Annotated in this window: 16 protein-coding genes; 7 read left to right on the top strand and 9 right to left on the bottom strand. The window is 56.2% G+C overall.

Annotated elements, in window-relative coordinates; genetic code table 11:
• The first annotated feature begins 6 nt into the window (after positions 1 to 6).
• Positions 7 to 1,431, top strand: a complete 1,425-nt coding sequence (lpdA, locus tag KHQ23_RS03675) for a dihydrolipoyl dehydrogenase (RefSeq protein WP_002888731.1) — start codon at positions 7 to 9, stop codon at positions 1,429 to 1,431.
• Between the two features lie 164 nt (positions 1,432 to 1,595).
• A complete protein-coding gene (locus KHQ23_RS03670; RefSeq protein ID WP_004177403.1) occupies positions 1,596 to 1,880 on the top strand; it encodes a hypothetical protein in 285 nt (94 codons plus the stop codon).
• Positions 1,881 to 1,925: 45 nt separating this feature from the next.
• Here KHQ23_RS03670 and KHQ23_RS03665 read toward each other — a convergent pair whose 3' ends face one another.
• On the bottom strand, positions 1,926 to 2,732 hold the full coding sequence (locus KHQ23_RS03665; protein WP_009309253.1) for a DUF2950 family protein: 807 nt from the start codon (positions 2,730 to 2,732) through the stop codon (positions 1,926 to 1,928).
• Between the two features lie 11 nt (positions 2,733 to 2,743).
• The gene (locus KHQ23_RS03660) at positions 2,744 to 4,351 is read right to left on the bottom strand and encodes a DUF3300 domain-containing protein (RefSeq protein WP_032435585.1); all 1,608 of its coding nucleotides are present in this window, start codon (positions 4,349 to 4,351) and stop codon (positions 2,744 to 2,746) included.
• 431 nt (positions 4,352 to 4,782) lie between these two features.
• Between KHQ23_RS03660 and acnB the strand changes: the two genes are divergently transcribed.
• Both acnB and yacL read left to right on the top strand, forming a co-directional pair.
• Complete coding sequence (gene acnB / locus KHQ23_RS03655) at positions 4,783 to 7,380, top strand: bifunctional aconitate hydratase 2/2-methylisocitrate dehydratase (protein ID WP_002888735.1); 2,598 nt, start codon at positions 4,783 to 4,785, stop codon at positions 7,378 to 7,380.
• 186 nt (positions 7,381 to 7,566) lie between these two features.
• Complete coding sequence (yacL, locus tag KHQ23_RS03650) at positions 7,567 to 7,929, top strand: protein YacL (protein WP_002888737.1); 363 nt, start codon at positions 7,567 to 7,569, stop codon at positions 7,927 to 7,929.
• A 72-nt stretch (positions 7,930 to 8,001) separates the two neighbouring features.
• Here yacL and speD read toward each other — a convergent pair whose 3' ends face one another.
• The 5 genes from speD to KHQ23_RS03625 form a co-directional block, all read right to left on the bottom strand.
• Positions 8,002 to 8,796 carry an adenosylmethionine decarboxylase gene (gene speD, locus KHQ23_RS03645; protein WP_002888739.1) on the bottom strand — a complete coding sequence of 265 codons (795 nt, stop codon included), beginning with the start codon at positions 8,794 to 8,796 and terminating at the stop codon, positions 8,002 to 8,004.
• A 24-nt stretch (positions 8,797 to 8,820) separates the two neighbouring features.
• Positions 8,821 to 9,681 carry a polyamine aminopropyltransferase gene (gene speE / locus KHQ23_RS03640; protein WP_002888741.1) on the bottom strand — a complete coding sequence of 287 codons (861 nt, stop codon included), beginning with the start codon at positions 9,679 to 9,681 and terminating at the stop codon, positions 8,821 to 8,823.
• 149 nt (positions 9,682 to 9,830) lie between these two features.
• Positions 9,831 to 11,021: an FKBP-type peptidyl-prolyl cis-trans isomerase gene (locus KHQ23_RS03635; RefSeq protein WP_164842839.1), complete on the bottom strand. Its 1,191-nt coding sequence runs from the start codon at positions 11,019 to 11,021 to the stop codon at positions 9,831 to 9,833.
• Between the two features lie 581 nt (positions 11,022 to 11,602).
• The gene (locus KHQ23_RS03630) at positions 11,603 to 12,013 is read right to left on the bottom strand and encodes a hypothetical protein (RefSeq protein WP_004191979.1); all 411 of its coding nucleotides are present in this window, start codon (positions 12,011 to 12,013) and stop codon (positions 11,603 to 11,605) included.
• A gap of 247 nt (positions 12,014 to 12,260) precedes the next feature.
• Positions 12,261 to 12,608: a YacC family pilotin-like protein gene (locus KHQ23_RS03625; protein ID WP_002888808.1), complete on the bottom strand. Its 348-nt coding sequence runs from the start codon at positions 12,606 to 12,608 to the stop codon at positions 12,261 to 12,263.
• A 145-nt stretch (positions 12,609 to 12,753) separates the two neighbouring features.
• Here KHQ23_RS03625 and cueO point away from each other — a divergent pair, with 145 nt between their 5' ends.
• Positions 12,754 to 14,352: a multicopper oxidase CueO gene (cueO, locus tag KHQ23_RS03620; RefSeq protein ID WP_004177397.1), complete on the top strand. Its 1,599-nt coding sequence runs from the start codon at positions 12,754 to 12,756 to the stop codon at positions 14,350 to 14,352.
• A gap of 83 nt (positions 14,353 to 14,435) precedes the next feature.
• On the opposite strand, the gene KHQ23_RS03615 is transcribed toward cueO, so the two are convergent.
• Positions 14,436 to 16,826, bottom strand: a complete 2,391-nt coding sequence (locus KHQ23_RS03615) for a glucose/quinate/shikimate family membrane-bound PQQ-dependent dehydrogenase (RefSeq protein ID WP_002888816.1) — start codon at positions 16,824 to 16,826, stop codon at positions 14,436 to 14,438.
• Positions 16,827 to 16,906: 80 nt separating this feature from the next.
• On the opposite strand from KHQ23_RS03615, the gene KHQ23_RS03610 reads away from it, so the two are divergent.
• Together KHQ23_RS03610 and hpt are read left to right on the top strand one after the other, a co-directional pair.
• Positions 16,907 to 17,026 carry a hypothetical protein gene (locus tag KHQ23_RS03610; protein WP_012542835.1) on the top strand — a complete coding sequence of 40 codons (120 nt, stop codon included), beginning with the start codon at positions 16,907 to 16,909 and terminating at the stop codon, positions 17,024 to 17,026.
• 4 nt (positions 17,027 to 17,030) lie between these two features.
• Positions 17,031 to 17,567, top strand: coding sequence for a hypoxanthine phosphoribosyltransferase (gene hpt / locus KHQ23_RS03605; protein ID WP_002888819.1), 537 nt, complete (start codon positions 17,031 to 17,033; stop codon positions 17,565 to 17,567).
• A gap of 59 nt (positions 17,568 to 17,626) precedes the next feature.
• On the opposite strand, the gene can is transcribed toward hpt, so the two are convergent.
• A complete protein-coding gene (gene can / locus KHQ23_RS03600) occupies positions 17,627 to 18,289 on the bottom strand; it encodes a carbonate dehydratase (RefSeq protein ID WP_002888821.1) in 663 nt (220 codons plus the stop codon).
• Positions 18,290 to 18,347 lie beyond the last annotated feature (58 nt).

Below are 18,347 nucleotides of genomic sequence, written 5' to 3'. Positions count from 1 at the left end.
GTCATGATGAGTACTGAAATCAAAACTCAGGTCGTGGTACTTGGGGCAGGCCCCGCAGGTTACTCTGCAGCCTTCCGTTGCGCTGATTTAGGTCTGGAAACCGTCATCGTAGAACGTTACAGCACCCTCGGTGGTGTTTGTCTGAACGTGGGTTGTATCCCTTCTAAAGCGCTGCTGCACGTGGCAAAAGTTATCGAAGAAGCGAAAGCGCTGGCCGAACACGGCATCGTTTTCGGCGAACCGAAAACTGACATTGACAAGATCCGCACCTGGAAAGAAAAAGTCATCACTCAGCTGACCGGTGGTCTGGCTGGCATGGCCAAAGGTCGTAAAGTGAAGGTGGTTAACGGTCTGGGTAAATTTACCGGCGCTAACACCCTGGAAGTGGAAGGCGAAAACGGCAAAACCGTGATCAACTTCGACAACGCCATCATCGCGGCGGGTTCCCGTCCGATTCAGCTGCCGTTTATCCCGCATGAAGATCCGCGCGTATGGGACTCCACCGACGCGCTGGAACTGAAATCTGTACCGAAACGCATGCTGGTGATGGGCGGCGGTATCATCGGTCTGGAAATGGGTACCGTATACCATGCGCTGGGTTCAGAGATTGACGTGGTAGAAATGTTCGACCAGGTTATCCCGGCTGCCGACAAAGACGTGGTGAAAGTCTTCACCAAACGCATCAGCAAGAAATTTAACCTGATGCTGGAAACCAAAGTGACTGCCGTTGAAGCGAAAGAAGACGGTATTTACGTTTCCATGGAAGGTAAAAAAGCACCGGCGGAAGCGCAGCGTTACGACGCAGTGCTGGTCGCTATCGGCCGCGTCCCGAACGGTAAAAACCTCGATGCAGGTAAAGCTGGCGTGGAAGTTGACGATCGCGGCTTCATCCGCGTTGACAAACAAATGCGCACCAACGTGCCGCACATCTTTGCTATCGGCGATATCGTCGGCCAGCCGATGCTGGCGCACAAAGGTGTCCATGAAGGCCACGTTGCCGCAGAAGTTATCTCCGGTCTGAAACACTACTTCGATCCGAAAGTGATCCCATCCATCGCCTACACTGAACCAGAAGTGGCATGGGTCGGTCTGACCGAGAAAGAAGCGAAAGAGAAAGGCATCAGCTACGAAACCGCCACCTTCCCGTGGGCTGCTTCCGGCCGTGCTATCGCTTCTGACTGCGCAGACGGTATGACCAAACTGATCTTCGACAAAGAGACCCACCGTGTTATCGGCGGCGCGATTGTCGGCACCAACGGCGGCGAGCTGCTGGGTGAGATCGGCCTGGCTATCGAGATGGGCTGTGACGCTGAAGACATCGCCCTGACCATCCACGCTCACCCGACTCTGCACGAGTCCGTTGGCCTGGCGGCGGAAGTGTTCGAAGGCAGCATCACCGACCTGCCAAACGCCAAAGCGAAGAAAAAGTAACTTTTTCTTTCAGGAAAAAAGCATAAGCGGCTCCGGGAGCCGCTTTTTTTATGCCTGATGTTTAGAACTATGTCACTGTTCATAAACCGCTACACCTCATACATACTTTGAAAATAGTCACTCAGTAAACTTATAGGCAGTTAACGATATCGATGAGGTGTGAGATGAAACGCTTTTTAACCACAGCGCTGGTCGCTGCAACGTTTTTTACCGGTGTGGCTTACGCCGCTGACGCCAACATTCCCTGGGCGGACAACAGCGGCGGTACGGAAACGACCCACATTGCGGCGATGGGCCAGGATCTGAATGCCCAGCATCAGCAGGTGACGAAGACCAATGAAGGGGTATGGGCGGCGAATTCCGGTAGCATCAGCGCTGACGAAGCGGCATTATCCAGCACAAAACCAGCCTTTGCCGGCGATCCTTCTCTGATGCCTCACCAGGGCTAAGTGAATGAAAACGCCCGGTTGCGTGAGTGCAACCGGGCGTTTTTTTTAAGGTTCTGCCACCTGCCAGCCGGCGTCAGCGTCGGGGGTAAAGCGCGTTATCTCCTGTGCCTTTGCGGCGCTCTCTTCACCGAGATTGGCCTGATAGACCCTATCCTGTTGATCGATCATAAAGCTCATCACGCCGGTTTCACCCCAGGCTATCGGCCAGGCCAGCAAGGCGACGCTCTGGTCATCGCGACCGGCGATAATTCGAAAGCGATAGCCATGGTAGCCGCTACCGGGCACCGTCGGGCTAAAGGCCGGACCGAGCGGGCTTGGCGCTTCGCCCGGCGAAGTTGGCCAGTACAAGCCATCTTTTTTGCCTTCGCTACTGATGATTTTCTGCGCCCAGCGGTGGTTCAGATGATAATAGTCCTGCTGGGCATCAACATAGGCATGCATGGCGGCGATCGCCGAAAGCTCATTGCGGCCGATGGCGCGGGTGAGGATCTCCTCTTCGCCAGCGGCCATATCAAAGCGCCATCCCTCAGACGTTTTTACGATAGGCACGGGCAGACGCCATGCCTCGCTACCGACATCGAGCCAGGCTTTGTCACCCTGCAGGATGATGACATGTTTCACCTGCCAGTCGCGTTGAAAGCGATCGACGGCGGCAGGGTCGATCCCGTCCGTGGGTAAAAACTGCTGCCAGTTATCGCCGAGTACTTCGCTCAGCGCGGCTTCATTAGGCTGGCTGATCGCTTCGGCCAGCGCAGCTGCGGCCTGTTCCGGCGTGGCAAACTGCTGTTGGGCGAAGGCGGCAAGCGGCGACAGCATTAACGTAAACAGGGCAACGGATAATGGGTTTCTCATTCTGCTCATCCTTAGCGGCGACGCAGTTCATGGTGTTCGGAAAGACGTTCTCTGGCGCCATCGCGTAACTCGCGGTTTACGCCGGAAAACTGGCGGCTCTGCAGTCCTCGTTCCTGCTGCGCTTGCCAGGAGGGGGCGCGGCTTTCGTTGCCGCTAAGGGCGTTGGCGCGCAGATGGCTGAGCGTCTGCTGACGCTGGGCTGGCGTGGCGGACTGGAACTGCTGCCGGCGCTGCTGCTGCTGAGGTGTGCGGTTCTGCTCGTGGCTCCTGGCGGCTTCTCGACGCTGCTGTTGCTGCGGCGTGGGGTTTTTCAGCTGCGTTTTTGCCGCCTCGCGACGCTGCTGTTGGGTCGGCGTACTGTCGTAACCGCGGTAATTACTGCGTTGGGTGGCTTGCTTCAGCTGCGCCGAGGCCGCCTGACGCTGGGCGTCGCGTGAGGTGTTGTTTGCCGCCAGATTGCCCGCTGTGGCCGTCGGTACGTTATGCTGCAGCTGGGTCATCGCTGCCTGGCGCTGCGCTTCGCGATCGACTGGCGCATGTTGGGTCGCGCTCAGTCCGCCGGAAACGTTGGTCTGATGGAAGCGCTGAGCTACCGTATTATCGGGATACGGTGTGTGTCCGCGATAGGCAGGATTGTGCTGCCAGTTAACGTGGTTTCCCGGCAGGTTTTCTCCTGTTATATGATTGAAATTATTTACATTAATATTGATGTTATCGCCATTATGCGAGTAATCGCCGTGGTGGTAGTCGTCATCGTGATGGTGATGGTCATCATCATCCCAGTCGATACTGCTGAACAGCGCCCAGGTGGTGGCCACGCCGAGGCTGTACCCGAAGCCTTTGACGAAGCTATCGGTAAATTGCTCCCCGGGAGGGGGCGGCAGATAGACCGGCGGATAGGCGCTGTTCGGCCAGGTACCATAGACGGTGGAGGGGTTATAGCTGGGAACATAGACCACCTGTGGATTGGTCGGCTCTATTTTAATGACCTGCGTGGGCGCAGGCGCCGCTGTGTGGGCGGTTGCGGTTGCTGCCGTGCTGCTGCTGGCTGAAACCGGTGCGACAGGGGTGACAATCACTTTCTGCTGCGGTGTGGATTTCAGCGTCCCGGTTTGTTGGGCAATGGCGCGCAGGCGCTGCACTGAATCCATCACATCATGCGGCTGGGCCAAAAACACATTGCCAAGATTTTCCACCCAGGGCGGATTCTCGCCCATCATCGCCAGCAGGGCAGGGAAAGCGACAAGAGATTTGACGCTAGGGTCCCACGGCTGGCTGGCAACCGCCTGCACGGCCGCATCCCCTTTCATCGCGGGGTTATCCTGGGACCACTGGACCGCCTGCAGGACGTTGTCGGGATAAGTGGAGGCCATCAACACCTGCGACAGCAGACTGTCCGGGTAGAGCGCGATAGGGGCGACCCACTGATCAATTTGCGCCTGGGTGTAAGTGGCGGCCACCGGCTGTGTCGTCGACGCTGCGGGCGCTGGAGCTTGCTGCGCAGGCGGTTCAGCGATCGTCGCTGGGGTTCGGCTTTGCACATAGAGTGTTCCTGCCGCCGCGAGTAAGCCAGCGCTACAGAGCAGGGCGATAATATGGGGGTTGAACGGCAGTGACATGGAAACTCCTGACCCAAAAAGTAACCCATCTCGCTAAAGTATCTGCGAAAACGGCGCGTTTGCTGAGTATAAGTAAGCGGTATGGCTTTTTATTGATTATTGTTGGGATCGGCCCGTGGCGTTGTACGCGGAAAGGAATTTTTGTCGTGGGATTTGAACAGAAAGCCTGCAATATCCTGCCCTTAACGATTCAGCTAAATTTTAATGTTGCTTTTTTGTAAACAGATTAACACCTTTCAAAAATCCTGCTATGCTGCCGACGCGGTATCGGGCATTTACCCTACAAACTGCTGTCTCACAGGAGCGTGAAGAAAATCGCCCAGCCACTAAATCCTTCAAGATGCGTCACGCGGCAAGCTAAGCCAGGACAGAGGCAGATTGATTGAAGACGTGTAGGCCGCATTATGACAATGAGAGCGAGGAGAACCGTCGTGCTAGAAGAATACCGTAAGCACGTAGCTGAGCGTGCCGCCATGGGGATTGTTGCCAAACCCTTAGATGCAACCCAAATGGCCGCGCTGGTAGAACTGCTGAAAAACCCGCCTGCGGGCGAAGAAGAATTCCTGTTAGACCTGCTGATTAACCGTGTACCGCCGGGCGTCGACGAAGCCGCCTATGTTAAAGCTGGATTCCTTGCCGCGATCGCCAAAGGCGAAGCGACCTCCCCCCTGGTTACCCCTGAAAAAGCCGTTGAACTGCTGGGCACCATGCAGGGCGGTTACAATATCCATCCGCTGATCGATGCGCTGGACGACGCGAAACTGGCGCCGATTGCCGCGAAAGCGCTCTCCCATACCCTGCTGATGTTTGATAACTTCTACGACGTGGAAGAGAAAGCTAAAGCGGGTAACGAGCATGCTAAACAGGTTATGCAATCCTGGGCTGACGCCGAATGGTTCCTGAACCGTCCGCAGCTGGCAGAGAAAATCACTGTTACCGTCTTCAAGGTCACCGGCGAAACGAACACCGATGATCTCTCTCCGGCGCCGGATGCGTGGTCGCGCCCAGACATCCCGCTGCATGCGCTGGCAATGCTCAAAAACCCCCGCGAAGGCATTGAGCCGGATCAGCCGGGCGTGGTTGGCCCAATCAAACAGATCGAAGCCCTGCAGCAGAAAGGCTACCCGCTGGCCTACGTCGGCGACGTGGTCGGGACCGGTTCTTCACGTAAATCCGCCACCAACTCGGTGCTGTGGTTTATGGGCGACGATATCCCGAACGTGCCGAACAAGCGCGGCGGCGGCCTGTGTCTGGGCGGTAAAATCGCGCCAATTTTCTTCAACACCATGGAAGATGCGGGCGCGCTGCCTATCGAAGTTGATGTGTCTAACCTGAACATGGGCGACGTAATCGACGTTTACCCGTTCAAAGGCGAAGTGCGTAACCACGAGACCAACGAACTGCTGGCCAGCTTCGAGCTGAAAACCGATGTGCTGATCGACGAAGTGCGCGCCGGCGGCCGTATTCCGCTGATCATCGGTCGCGGTCTGACCACCAAAGCGCGTGAAGCGCTGGGCCTGCCGCACAGCGATGTCTTCCGTCAGGCGAAAGACGTGGCGGAAAGCACCCGCGGCTTCTCGCTGGCGCAGAAAATGGTTGGCCGCGCCTGCGGCGTTGCCGGTATCCGTCCGGGCGCTTATTGCGAACCGAAAATGACCTCCGTCGGTTCTCAGGACACCACCGGTCCAATGACCCGTGATGAGCTTAAAGACCTGGCGTGCCTGGGCTTCTCTGCAGACCTGGTGATGCAGTCCTTCTGCCACACCGCGGCCTACCCGAAGCCGGTTGACGTTACCACGCACCACACTCTGCCGGACTTCATCATGAACCGCGGCGGTGTTTCTCTGCGTCCGGGCGATGGCGTGATTCACTCCTGGCTGAACCGCATGCTGCTGCCGGATACCGTGGGTACCGGCGGTGACTCCCACACCCGTTTCCCAATCGGCATCTCCTTCCCGGCAGGCTCTGGTCTGGTGGCCTTCGCCGCCGCGACCGGCGTGATGCCGCTGGATATGCCGGAATCGGTGCTGGTGCGTTTCAAAGGTAAAATGCAGCCGGGGATCACCCTGCGTGACTTGGTCCACGCCATCCCGCTGTACGCCATCAAGCAGGGCCTGCTGACCGTGGAGAAGAAAGGTAAGAAAAACATCTTCTCTGGTCGCATCCTCGAGATCGAAGGTCTGCCGGATCTGAAAGTCGAGCAGGCGTTCGAGTTGACCGATGCCTCGGCTGAGCGTTCTGCCGCCGGCTGCACCATCAAGCTGAATAAAGAGCCGATCGTTGAGTATCTGAACTCCAACATCGTTCTGCTGAAGTGGATGATCGCCGAAGGCTACGGCGACCGCCGTACCCTGGAGCGTCGTATCCAGGGCATGGAAAAATGGCTGGCGGATCCGCAGCTGCTGGAAGCCGATGCTGACGCGGAATACGCGGCAGTGATCGACATCGATCTGGCGGATATCAAAGAGCCGATTCTGTGCGCGCCGAACGATCCGGACGATGCCCGCCTGCTGTCTGATGTGCAGGGCGAGAAGATCGACGAAGTGTTCATCGGCTCCTGCATGACCAACATCGGCCACTTCCGTGCCGCCGGTAAGCTGCTGGATAGCCACAAAGGCCAACTGCCGACTCGCCTGTGGGTGGCGCCGCCAACCCGTATGGATGCCGCGCAGCTGACCGAAGAAGGCTACTATAGCGTGTTTGGTAAGAGCGGGGCGCGTATCGAAATCCCTGGCTGTTCCCTGTGTATGGGTAACCAGGCGCGCGTGGCCGACGGCGCGACGGTGGTTTCCACCTCTACCCGTAACTTCCCGAACCGTTTAGGTACCGGCGCTAACGTCTATCTGGCCTCTGCCGAACTGGCAGCGGTGGCTTCGCTGCTCGGCAAACTGCCGACGCCGGAAGAGTACCAGACCTTCGTGGCGCAGGTGGATAAGACGGCGGAAGATACCTACCGTTATCTGAACTTCAACCAGCTGGATCAGTACACTGAAAAAGCTGACGGCGTGATCTTCCAGACCGCGGTGTAAACCATTCGGTCAGCCCGGCTGACCGTTTGGCGATAAACTCTCCAATGCCCGGTGAACATTGCATCACCGGGCATTTTTATTTCCAAACCTCCCGCCCGCTACGCTTTTTTTCTTTCTGTCTGCTGCGATAATTACTGCATGGGTACAGTGCAGCGGTGACGCATTGCCCTTGCAGAGGAAAAGACTATGGATTACGAATTTCTGCGCGATATTACCGGAGTGGTAAAGGTGCGAATGTCGATGGATCACGAGGCGATCGGCCACTGGTTCAACGAGGAGGTGAAAGGCAATCTTGCTCTGCTGGACGAAGTGGAGCAGGCTGCGCGCACCGTGAAGGGCAGCGAGCGTTCCTGGCAGCGTGCCGGGCATGAATATACGCTGTGGCTGGATGGCGAAGAGGTGATGATCCGCGCCAATCAGCTGGAGTTTTCCGGCGACGAAATCGAGGAGGGGATGAGCTACTACGACGAAGAAAGTCTTTCTCTGTGCGGTGTTGAGGATTTCCTGCAGGTGGTCGCCGCCTATCGTGAGTTTATGCAGCAGCGTTAATGACGCCTTTTATGTCGGGTGGCGCAGAACTACAGGCCCGGCAAGCAAAAGCGCCGCCGGGCATTTCATAGATTACACGGCAGGAATATTGCGGCCGTAGTAAATCTCGCGCATCTCTTTCCATAGCAGGTCGGTAATGACCTTGCGCTCTTCGGCAGTCAACTCTTCCGGTCGGGTATGGAACATGTAGTGCTTAAGGTCAAACTCCTTGAGCAACATTTTGGTATGGAAGATATTTTCCTGATAAACGTTGACGTCGACCATGTCATACAACGACTTCATATCGTCGGACATAAAGTTCTGAATCGAATTGATTTCATGATCGATAAAATGCTTCATCCCATTGATATCGCGGGTAAAGCCGCGCACACGGTAGTCAATGGTCACAATGTCCGATTCCAGCTGGTGAATCAGATAGTTCAGCGCTTTAAGCGGGGAAATGACGCCGCACGTTGAAACTTCGATATCGGCGCGGAAGGTGCACAGGCCGCCCTCCGGATGGCTCTCCGGGTAGGTATGCACGCAGATATGGCTCTTATCGAGATGGGCGACCACGGTTTCCGGTAGCGGGCCAGGATGTTCGGTCTGGTCAATCAGCTTGGGATCGACAGGCTCTTCGCTGACCAGAATGGTCACGCTGGCGCCCTGGGGTTCATAATCCTGACGGGCGATATTCAGGATATTGGCGCCAATAATAGAACAGGTTTCTGTCAGGATCTCCGTCAGGCGATTGGCATTATAGAGTTCGTCGATATAGGCGATGTAGCCGTCGCGCTCTTCTGCCGTTTTGGCATAACAGATATCGTAGATACAAAAACTCAGGCTTTTGGTCAGGTTGTTAAAGCCGTGCAGCTTCAATTTTTTCAATTTAGTTCACCCCCTTATTTCGCGTCACGGTGCGGACAGAGCATCATGCAGATATTGTGGTAAGGCGAAGGCCGCCGTATGGATTGCCGGATTGTAGTAACGGCAGGTCAGGTTGGCTTTGTGAAAGCGCGCCTGAATGATTTCGCTGGAGAGATGGCGCAGCGCCTCATTGTCGCTCGCCCAGGCAAAGGTCATGATCCCGCCGTAATAGGTTGGAATTGCCGCCTGGTAGAAGCTGACGTCGCGAAAATAGTGGCTTAGCTTGCGATGGCTGCCTACCGCTTCATCCTGTTGCAGGAAGCAGACGCCATTCTGGGCAACAAAGATCCCACCCGGGTTCAGGCAGCGTTTGCAGCCTTCATAAAAAGCCGAGGTGAACAGGCTTTCTCCCGGGCCGATAGGGTCGGTACAGTCCGAAATGATCACGTCAAACGTTTGCGTCGTCTGATTAACAAAATTGACGCCATCATCAATCACCAGCGTAAAGCGCGGATCGTCATAGGCGCCGGCGTTATGGTTCGGCAGGTACTGGCGGCAGAATGAAACTACCCCGGCGTCGATTTCCACCATGGTGATGGTTTCGATGCTACGGTGACGAGAGACTTCGCGCAGCATCGCGCCATCGCCGCCGCCAATGATTAACACATGCTTCGCGTTGCCGTGAGCCAGCAGCGGCACATGGGTCATCATTTCGTGATAGATGAACTCGTCGCGTTCGGTGGTTTGTACGACGCCATCCAGCGCCATCACCCGGCCAAAGGCGCGGTTATCAAAGATGATCAGATCCTGATGATCGGTTTTTTCGTGGTACAGCACGTTATCAACGCTAAAATACTGACCAAAATGGTCATGCAGCGTTTCATGCCACAGTGGATTATCGGCCACGATAAGGCTCCTCCTTCGTTAACATCTGTTACACCCGTAAAACGAGTGCAACATCATAGACAACTATAGATGAGGATGCACGGCGGTTATTGCAGCAATGAGGCAGGAATAACAGCCACCGCCCCGGAAGGGCGGTGGAGAGGATGAGGCTATTTTGCCGGCTCGGGTTGGCTATCTACTATCCGCACGGAATAAACCATGGTGGCGCCTGGCGGGATTTTTGGCGGTAATCCTTTACTGCCATAGGCCTTTTCAGGCGGGACGACGAGCGTCACGGAGCCGTGGTTCTGTAGACGCTTCAGCGGTTCGCGAAACACCAGGGGATAGGCATCCAGCTTTTGCGTAAGCGCCTGATCTTTCGCTTCCATATCGTTGATCACCGTCCCGTCCGTCAGCATCTCTTTGATCACCACGGTAACCAGGTCGTTACCGCTTATTTTTCCTTTACCCGGGTAATCGACGCGGCTGTAGACGCCCTCTTTAAAAACCACATCTTTTTTGCGCGCAAACGCCTGCTGATATTTCTTGCCGGCACTGATGTTTTTCTGCTCTATTTTATTCAGGTTCTGAAAAACCTGCTGTGACACATCAAACAGCGCCTTGTTACGTTCCTGCTCTCCGAGACGAAGCTGGCCGCGAAAGGCATCTTCGATGCCCTGCAGCACCAGGCCTGCGTCGACGGTAACCCCCTGAGTGCGACGGGTGGTAAGGACGTTGAGCGCCTCGCTTCCCATCGAGGCGCCGATCGCATAAGCCTGCTGTTCTCCCGATGCGCTGAGTTTGGCGGCGGCGCTCTCGCCGCTGCGCGTTTTGGACTGTACAGAAAGCTGCGTTCTCAGCAGTTCGATTTCATCTTCTTTCATCCGTAGCTGGGCGTTGTCTTTATCCGCCTGCAGGCGATAGGCTGCCACTATGGCCGCCATCTCTGGTGGCTCATTTTTTGGCGCAGCGGCGTCGTTAGCGGGGCCATGCGGCGCTTTATCCGCGGCGGCCAGCCGGGTGGACAGAGATTGTTTATCGGCGTTAAGGGCTTTGACCTGATCGAGGGCAGCCTGCTGCGTCTTTTCCGCAGCGGCGAGGCGAATAGTCAGCGACTGCTTATCGGCGTTAAGGGCTTTAATCTGCTCGAGGACGGCCTGTTTCTCTTTTTCCGCGGCGGCCAGCCGGGTCGCCAGCGGCTGTTTGTCAGCGTTAAGCGCTTTAGCCTGGTCAAGAGCGGCCTGCTGCGCCTTCTCCGCAGCGGCCAGCCGGGTCGTCAGCGGCTGTTTGTCAGCGTTAAGCGCTTTGACCTGCTCAAGAGCGGCCTGTTTCTCTTTTTCCGCAGCGGCCAGTTGGGTCATTAGCGCGTGTTTATCTTTATTAAGCGTGGTAAAGCTGGCGCTGAGGCGTTTATTTTCAGCTTCGGCTTGCTGAATCTGCGTCGTTAATTGCTGGATCTGCTGACGCGCCGCGGCCTGGCTTTGCTGTAGATTATTATTCTGCACAACGCCTGCTTTTTTTATTAATGCCTCTTTTTCTGCAGTAGCGGCGCTTAAGGCGACCTGTAATTCATTAATTCTCTTATTCAACGCCGCTTGCTCATTCGCTCCGGCAGTATCCGTTTGCGGCGTAGCGGCAAGCTGTTTTTTTAATTGCTGTATAAGCTTATCTTTTTGTGCAATCGCCGCCTGCTGGCTGGTGATTCTTTTTTGTAATTGTGAGGTGTTGGTACCGGTTTTTTTATTATCTGCGCTCTGGCGGCTTTCTTGTGTTTGTTTTGCGCTTTCGGCATCGTTTTTTTCTTGCGCCTGAGATTGCTGGGTTTGCTGTTGGGCGTAATCAAGAAAGGCCGGCGCGGCGCCGGCGGTGAAGGGGGTTGAAAGCGCCAGCGCAGCGACGAGCATCAGCAGGGGCGCGTTGAGGGTCAGCGTGGCGGCTCTGTTCATGGCTGTTTGCTTTCACCACGCTGTACCAGGCTATCGATCAGCGTTTTCTGGATATCGGCGCACAGTTTGATGGATTTAAACTGATACATGGAGTCAATGCCAAGCCGGGTAGGATCCGCCACTTTCTCGCGCACGCTATTGTATTGTGACGCCGCGCGCACTAAAGCGTTAAAGTCATTGCTGAGTTTAGTGGCTTGCTGTGGGTTAACCTCTTTTAGCGAATCCAGCGCCTGGCGACAGGATTCAATGCGCGCTTGTTCGCTGGCCGCCCGCTCCTGCTCTGCCTGCTGCTGTGACGTCAGCGGCGTGGCGATCGGTTTAACCGGCTGGCGGGAAGAGGTATTGCTACAGCCGGCTACTAACAGCGCGGCGAGTGGGATAACACGAAATGTCAGCGAGATATTCACAATTTCAGTCCATGAAGTAGGTATATTTTTACCGGATTCTAGAAGGGTGCTTTTTATTTTGCAATATATGAATAATGATATTTTATTAGTTTTTTAGTCATTCTTCATTATTATGGGTTTACTTTATTTGGCAAATTGATAGGTTCGCAATTAAATAAGGTTTGTTTATATACAATAATAAATATAAATATTTAAAGGGGGAAATTGAAATGCTAAAGGCGCGGAGCGTTGCCGCCCGCGCAGGGAATTATTTAACGTAAGCCAGCAGGCTGAGCGAATCGCGGGCCAGCGCTTTACATTTTTTCGCCGTCGGAATGTTAATGCCGCTAAGATCGCGATAGCTGTCTTCGCCTAGCGCTTTCATGTTGTAGCTGTCATAGTTGCTCAGGTCCCACTGGTTCTGTTGGGCAAAGAACACCAGCGCGCGACGGATCTGCGTGTTGGGCAGGTTCTGGTAGCCACAGTCGTTTTTCAGAAACACAAAAACCGCGGTTAAATCAGCCATATCTTCCGCTTCGGATTCGCTGAGCGCGTAGCTGTTGGCGGAGAGAGCAAGCAGGCTGCCGAGTACCATTGTTCTGAAAAGCGTCTTCATTTTTTCTACCATTAGATCACCGACGCTTCAAATTAGCATACTTCTTTACACAGCGCCGATCTTTATTCTTACTCTTCTGCTTGACCTTCCCGTTACGGTAGGGTTTAAGCTCAAATATTCGCCCGCAGAATAAAAGGATGTGAATATGCAACGTCGAGACTTCCTCAAACTGACCGCCGCGGTCGGCATGGCCAGCGCATTGCCGTTATGGAGCCGGGCGGTCTTTGCCGCCAGTCGCCCGGCTCTGCCGATACCGTCGCTGTTAGCCGCCGATGCGCGCAACCGCATCGCGCTCAGGATCCAGGCGGGCAAAACGCGGTTTGGCGCCCTGAATGCCACTACCTGGGGCTACAACGGGTCGCTGCTGGGCCCTGCGCTGCAGTTGACGCAGGGGAAGACCGTCACGGTGGATATTACTAACCAGCTGGCGGAAGAGACCACGCTGCACTGGCATGGTCTGGAGGTACCGGGCGAGGTCGACGGGGGGCCACAGGGGGTTATCGCGCCGGGCGCCACCCGCACGGTAAGCTTCACGCCAACGCAGCGGGCGGCGACCTGCTGGTTTCATCCGCATCAGCATGGGAGCACCGGCCGGCAGGTGGCGATGGGGCTGGCCGGCCTGGTGCTGATCGAGGATGAAGAGAGCGGGCGCCTGCTGCTGCCTAAGCAGTGGGGAATCGATGATGTGCCGGTGATCGTCCAGGATAAGAAGTTCACCGCCGCCGGCGAGATCGACTATCAGCTGGATGTGATGAGCGCCGCCGTCGGCTGGTTTGGCGATACGCTACTGACCAATGGGGCCCTCTATCCCGAACATGCCGCGCCGCGCGGCTGGCTGCGCCTGCGCTTGCTGAACGGCTGTAATGCCCGTTCCCTCAATTTTGCCACCAGCGATAAGCGCCCGCTGTACGTAGTGGCCAGCGATGGCGGTCTGTTGGCCGAGCCGGTCAAGGTCGATGAATTGCCGGTCTTGATGGGGGAACGCTTTGAGGTGCTGGTGGACACCAGCGACGGTAAACCTTTCGATCTGGTGACTCTGCCGGTGAGCCAGATGGGCATGGCGATTGCGCCTTTTGATAAACCACAGCCGGTACTGCGCGTCCAGCCGCTGGTCATTCCCGCCTCCGGCAAGCTGCTGGATACTCTGGCCGCTCTCCCGGCGTTACCGTCCCTGACGGGGCTGACGCAGCGTCAGCTCCAGCTGTCTATGGATCCGATGCTCGACCGGATGGGCATGCAGGCGCTGATGGAGAAGTATGGCGACCAGGCGATGGCCGGAATGGATCACGGCATGATGGGGCATGGCGACATGAGCGACATGGGGAATATGCATCACGGCGACATGAGCATGAACCACGGATCCGGCATGGAGCATGGCATGTCGTCAGGCAAGGGCTTTGATTTCCATAACGCCAACCGCATCAACGGCAAAGCCTTCGACATGAATGAGCCGATGTTTGCCGCCGCCAGAGGCCAGTATGAGCGCTGGGTGATTTCTGGTAAGGGCGACATGATGTTGCATCCGTTCCATATCCACGGCACCCAGTTCCGTATCCTCAGCGAAAACGGCAAGCCGCCAGCGGCGCATCGTCGCGGCTGGAAAGACACCGTTCGTGTGGAAGGGGACGTGAGTGAAGTATTAGTGAAGTTTGATCATCCGGCGCCGAAGGAGTTTGCCTATATGGCCCACTGCCACCTGCTGGAACATGAAGACACCGGGATGATGTTGGGGTTCACGGTTTAAGTCTCTGCGACCTGCTGCGATCCCCAACGGGAAGAAGGACGGAACACCAAAAAAAACGGCAACTTTCGTTGCCGTTTTGCGTTTTATTTGGCGTCATCCGGGAGCGCATAGGCGACAATATAATCGCCCATTTTGGTACCGAACGAGCCGTGACCGCCGGCAGAGATGACAACATACTGTTTGCCATTCACTTCGTAGGTCATCGGAGTCGCCTGACCGCCGGCTGGCAGACGGGCTTCCCACAGCTTCTCGCCGTTGCTCATATTGTACGCGCGCAGGTAGTTATCTGCAGTCGCGCCGATGAACAGGACGTTACCGGCCGTGGAGATTGGACCGCCCAGCATCGGCATCCCCATGGTAAACGGCAGTTTAACCGGCATCGGGAACGGCAGGCTGTCCTGCGGAGTACCGATACGTTTTTTCCATACCACTTCGTTGGTTTTCAGATCCAGGGCGGAGATATACCCCCAGGCCGGCTGTTTGCACGGCAGGCCGAACGGCGACAGGAACGGGTTCAGCGTTACGCCGTACGGGACGCCGTACTGCGGCTGCACGCCGGACTCGGTACCAGAGCCTTTCGCATCTTTCGGCGGCTCCATCGGATTGCCTGGCCCGCGCGGGATCAGTTTTGAGACGAAAGGCAGCGCCATCGGGTTGGCGATAGCCACCTGACGGTTCGGATCGACGGAGATACCGCCCCATTCAAACATCCCCAGGTTACCCGGGAACACCAGCGTGCCCTGCTCAGACGGCGGGGTGAAGATACCTTCATAGCGCAGCTGGTGGAAGATCACGCGGCACACCAACTGGTCGAACATAGTGGCGCCCCACATGTCCGCGCCGGTCAGATCTTTCTTCGGACGGAAGCTCAGATCGGAGAAGGGCTGGGTTTTGGTAACGTAATCACCTTTGGCAGCGCCCTGCGGTACTGGTTTTTCCGGCGCCGGGACCACCAGCTCGCCGTTACGACGATCCAGCACGAAGATGTTGCCGGTTTTCGCCGGGGCATAGATGACCGGTACGGTTTTGCCGTTGACCTCAATATCAGCCAGCGTCGGCTGGGAAGGCATGTCCATATCCCACAGATCGTGATGGACGGTCTGATAGCTCCAGGCCAGCTTACCGGTGGTGGCGTTCAGTGCCACAATCGAGCTGGCATAACGCTCTTGCTCCGGCGTACGGTTGCCGCCCCAGATGTCCGGAGTGGTCACGCCCATCGGCAGATAGACCAGATCCAGCTTAGCGTCGTAGGCGGCAGGCGCCCATGAGTTCGGCGAGTTGAGCGTGAAGTGATGTTCATCGCTCGGGATGGCGTTCGGATCTTTCGCACCCGGATCGAAGGCCCACAGCAGTTTACCGGTATTCACATCAAAGCCGCGGATCACGCCTGACGGCTCGCGGGTAGAGAAGTTATCGGTGACCGCGCCGGCAATCACGATGGTTTTATCGGTGATGATCGGCGGTGAAGTGGGTTCATACATGCCCGGCGTGGTGACCGGCATGTTGGTCTGCAGATTGAGAATACCTTTATTAGCAAAGGTTTCGCACAGCTTACCGTTGTCGGCGTTTACCGCGAACAGGCGACCATCGTTCACCGGCAGGATAATGCGGCGCGGACAGTCGGCGACGACGTCGGCAGGGGCGTTATCCGCTTTCGCTTCGTGATAAGAAACACCGCGGCAGGTGACGTGCTGGAACGACGGATCGGCGTTCAGCTGCGGGTCAAAATGCCACTTCTCTTTACCGGTGGCGGCGTCCAGCGCAAACAGGCGCTGGTGAGCGGTACACAGGAAGAGCGTATCGCCGACTTTAATCGGCGTCACTTCGTTAGTGATTTCACCCGGATCGTTCGGCTGTTTCAGGTCGCCAGTGCGGAACACCCAGGCTTCCTTCAGGTTCTTCACGTTATCGGCGTTAATCTGCTTCAGCGGGGAGAAGCGCTGGCCTTCCTGGTTACGGCCATAGGCCGGCCAGTCGCCGTCGGCGACGGTGGAAATCGGTGCGGCCGGCGTAGCGTCGGCGCTCAGGGTGCCGTTGACTTCCTGCGGGTCGTTAAAACCAGCCCAGGTCAGCATGCCGCCGCTGATCAGCAGGGCGACGACCAGCGCGCCAACGGCGCCAGCGGAAGGCACCGGCAGACGACGCCAGACAAAGGGCAGGATCAGCCAGATGCCAAAGAAGACGAGGATATCGCTACGCGGCGTCAACGCCCAGAAGTCGAAACCAACTTCCCAGACGCCCCAGATCATGGTCGCCAGCAGCAGCGCGGCGTACAGCCACAGCGCAGCGCGCTTGCCGCGGAACAGCATTACGGTCACGCCCAGCATCACCAGCCCGGCGATAGGGTAGTACCAGGAGCCGCCAAGCACGACCAGCCATGCCCCGCCGATTAATAGATAGAGGCCGCAGAACGCTGCAAATAGCGCAGTCAGCGTCACCAGGAGCCTTGATTGTTGAGACTTTGTTTCAGCCATAAAAAGTTACTCATGTGTTTGTTAAATTTTTTAACTGCAATTAATTATAGGATTTAACAAGTGTGATCGGAATCACAAATATGGCTTTATTAATCCCTGCACCGAAGATTTCTTTTTGCTGGTATACTGGATGGCTTGCCGGTCATCGTCGGGGCGAAAGCAGCGGCTTTGATGATTTATATTTAGAATCAAATGGTTAGTATTATGAAACATACTGTAGAAGTGATGATCCCGGAATCCGAGATCAAAGCGCGTATCGCGGAACTGGGTCGTCAAATCAACGAACATTATCAGAACAGCGGCAGCGAAATGGTGCTGGTGGGGCTGCTGCGCGGCTCGTTTATGTTCATGGCCGACCTGTGCCGTGAAGTGCAGGTGCCGCATGAAGTCGATTTTATGACCGCCTCCAGCTACGGCAGCGGCATGTCCACCACTCGTGATGTGAAAATCCTTAAAGATCTGGATGAAGACATCCGTGGTAAAGACGTTCTGATCGTGGAAGACATCATCGACTCCGGCAATACCCTGTCTAAAGTTCGCGAAATCCTCAGCCTGCGCGAGCCGAAATCGCTGGCCATTTGTACGCTACTTGATAAACCCAGCCGCCGCGAAGTGAACGTCCCGGTTGAATACGTCGGTTTCGCGATTCCGGATGAGTTCGTGGTGGGCTACGGTATCGACTATGCTCAGCGCTACCGCCATCTGCCGTATATCGGCAAAGTCACCCTGCTGGACGAGTAAGGGGATATCCCACTCTGGACAGCGCGCGCCGCGCTCTCCAGGGTGGCGAAGTCTGAAGGCTATCTGTGGTTGATGTGCTTGATCTTGAGGTTGGAGATCCCGTGGCGATAGCGCTGTTCGAGGGTTTCCCTGCTCACAGCGGTGACATCCAGATCGCGCAGCAGTCCGTCGTGAATCCCGTAAGCCCAGCCGTGGATGGTCACCTTCTGTCCGCGCTTCCACGCGGATTGCATAATCGTCGAATGTCCCAGATTGTACACCTGTTCCATCACGTTCAGTTCACAAAGGGTATCCAGACGGCGCTCCTCTGGCATTTCACCGAGCAGCGAGCTGTGCTTAAACCAGATATCGCGGATATGCAGCAGCCAGTTGTCGATAAGCCCCAGCTCCGGGTTCTCCACCGCCGCCTGCACGCCGCCGCAGCCGTAGTGGCCGCAGATAATAATGTGCTCGACTTCCAGGACATCGACGGCATACTGCACCACCGACAGACAATTGAGATCGGTGTGGATCACCAGGTTCGCTACGTTACGATGCACGAACAGTTCGCCAGGCTCCAGGCCGGTGAGTCGCTCAGCGGGAACGCGGCTGTCCGAACAGCCAATCCACAGGAAGCGCGGTTTCTGCGTCTGCGACAGTTTCTCAAAAAAGCCGGGGTCCTCTTCCACCAGCATTTTTGACCATAGTGCATTGTTGCTGATGAGTGTATCTATATCATTCATGGACGTTATCGGCCTGTAACCAAGTAAGTGCGTTGCGCTAATATAGGGTAAGCTCACC

This window comes from Klebsiella sp. 64 (genome assembly GCF_018223915.1).
Taxonomy (GTDB): Bacteria; Pseudomonadota; Gammaproteobacteria; order Enterobacterales; family Enterobacteriaceae; genus Klebsiella; species Klebsiella pneumoniae.
This window is presented reverse-complemented; position numbering and strand designations above follow the sequence as displayed.

Excerpts from the sequence above, each read along its gene's own strand:
- KHQ23_RS03665 (WP_009309253.1), bottom strand. The coding sequence starts at position 2,732 with ATGAGAAACCCATTATCCGTTGCCCTGTTTACGTTAATGCTGTCGCCG.
- can (WP_002888821.1), bottom strand. The coding sequence starts at position 18,289 with ATGAATGATATAGATACACTCATCAGCAACAATGCACTATGGTCAAAA.
- hpt (WP_002888819.1), top strand. The coding sequence starts at position 17,031 with ATGAAACATACTGTAGAAGTGATGATCCCGGAATCCGAGATCAAAGCG.
- lpdA (WP_002888731.1), top strand. The coding sequence starts at position 7 with ATGAGTACTGAAATCAAAACTCAGGTCGTGGTACTTGGGGCAGGCCCC.
- yacL (WP_002888737.1), top strand. The coding sequence starts at position 7,567 with ATGGATTACGAATTTCTGCGCGATATTACCGGAGTGGTAAAGGTGCGA.
- cueO (WP_004177397.1), top strand. The coding sequence starts at position 12,754 with ATGCAACGTCGAGACTTCCTCAAACTGACCGCCGCGGTCGGCATGGCC.
- KHQ23_RS03615 (WP_002888816.1), bottom strand. The coding sequence starts at position 16,826 with ATGGCTGAAACAAAGTCTCAACAATCAAGGCTCCTGGTGACGCTGACT.
- KHQ23_RS03610 (WP_012542835.1), top strand. The coding sequence starts at position 16,907 with ATGGCTTTATTAATCCCTGCACCGAAGATTTCTTTTTGCTGGTATACT.
- KHQ23_RS03660 (WP_032435585.1), bottom strand. The coding sequence starts at position 4,351 with ATGTCACTGCCGTTCAACCCCCATATTATCGCCCTGCTCTGTAGCGCT.
- KHQ23_RS03625 (WP_002888808.1), bottom strand. The coding sequence starts at position 12,608 with ATGAAGACGCTTTTCAGAACAATGGTACTCGGCAGCCTGCTTGCTCTC.
- KHQ23_RS03670 (WP_004177403.1), top strand. The coding sequence starts at position 1,596 with ATGAAACGCTTTTTAACCACAGCGCTGGTCGCTGCAACGTTTTTTACC.
- KHQ23_RS03635 (WP_164842839.1), bottom strand. The coding sequence starts at position 11,021 with ATGACCCAACTGGCCGCTGCGGAAAAAGAGAAACAGGCCGCTCTTGAG.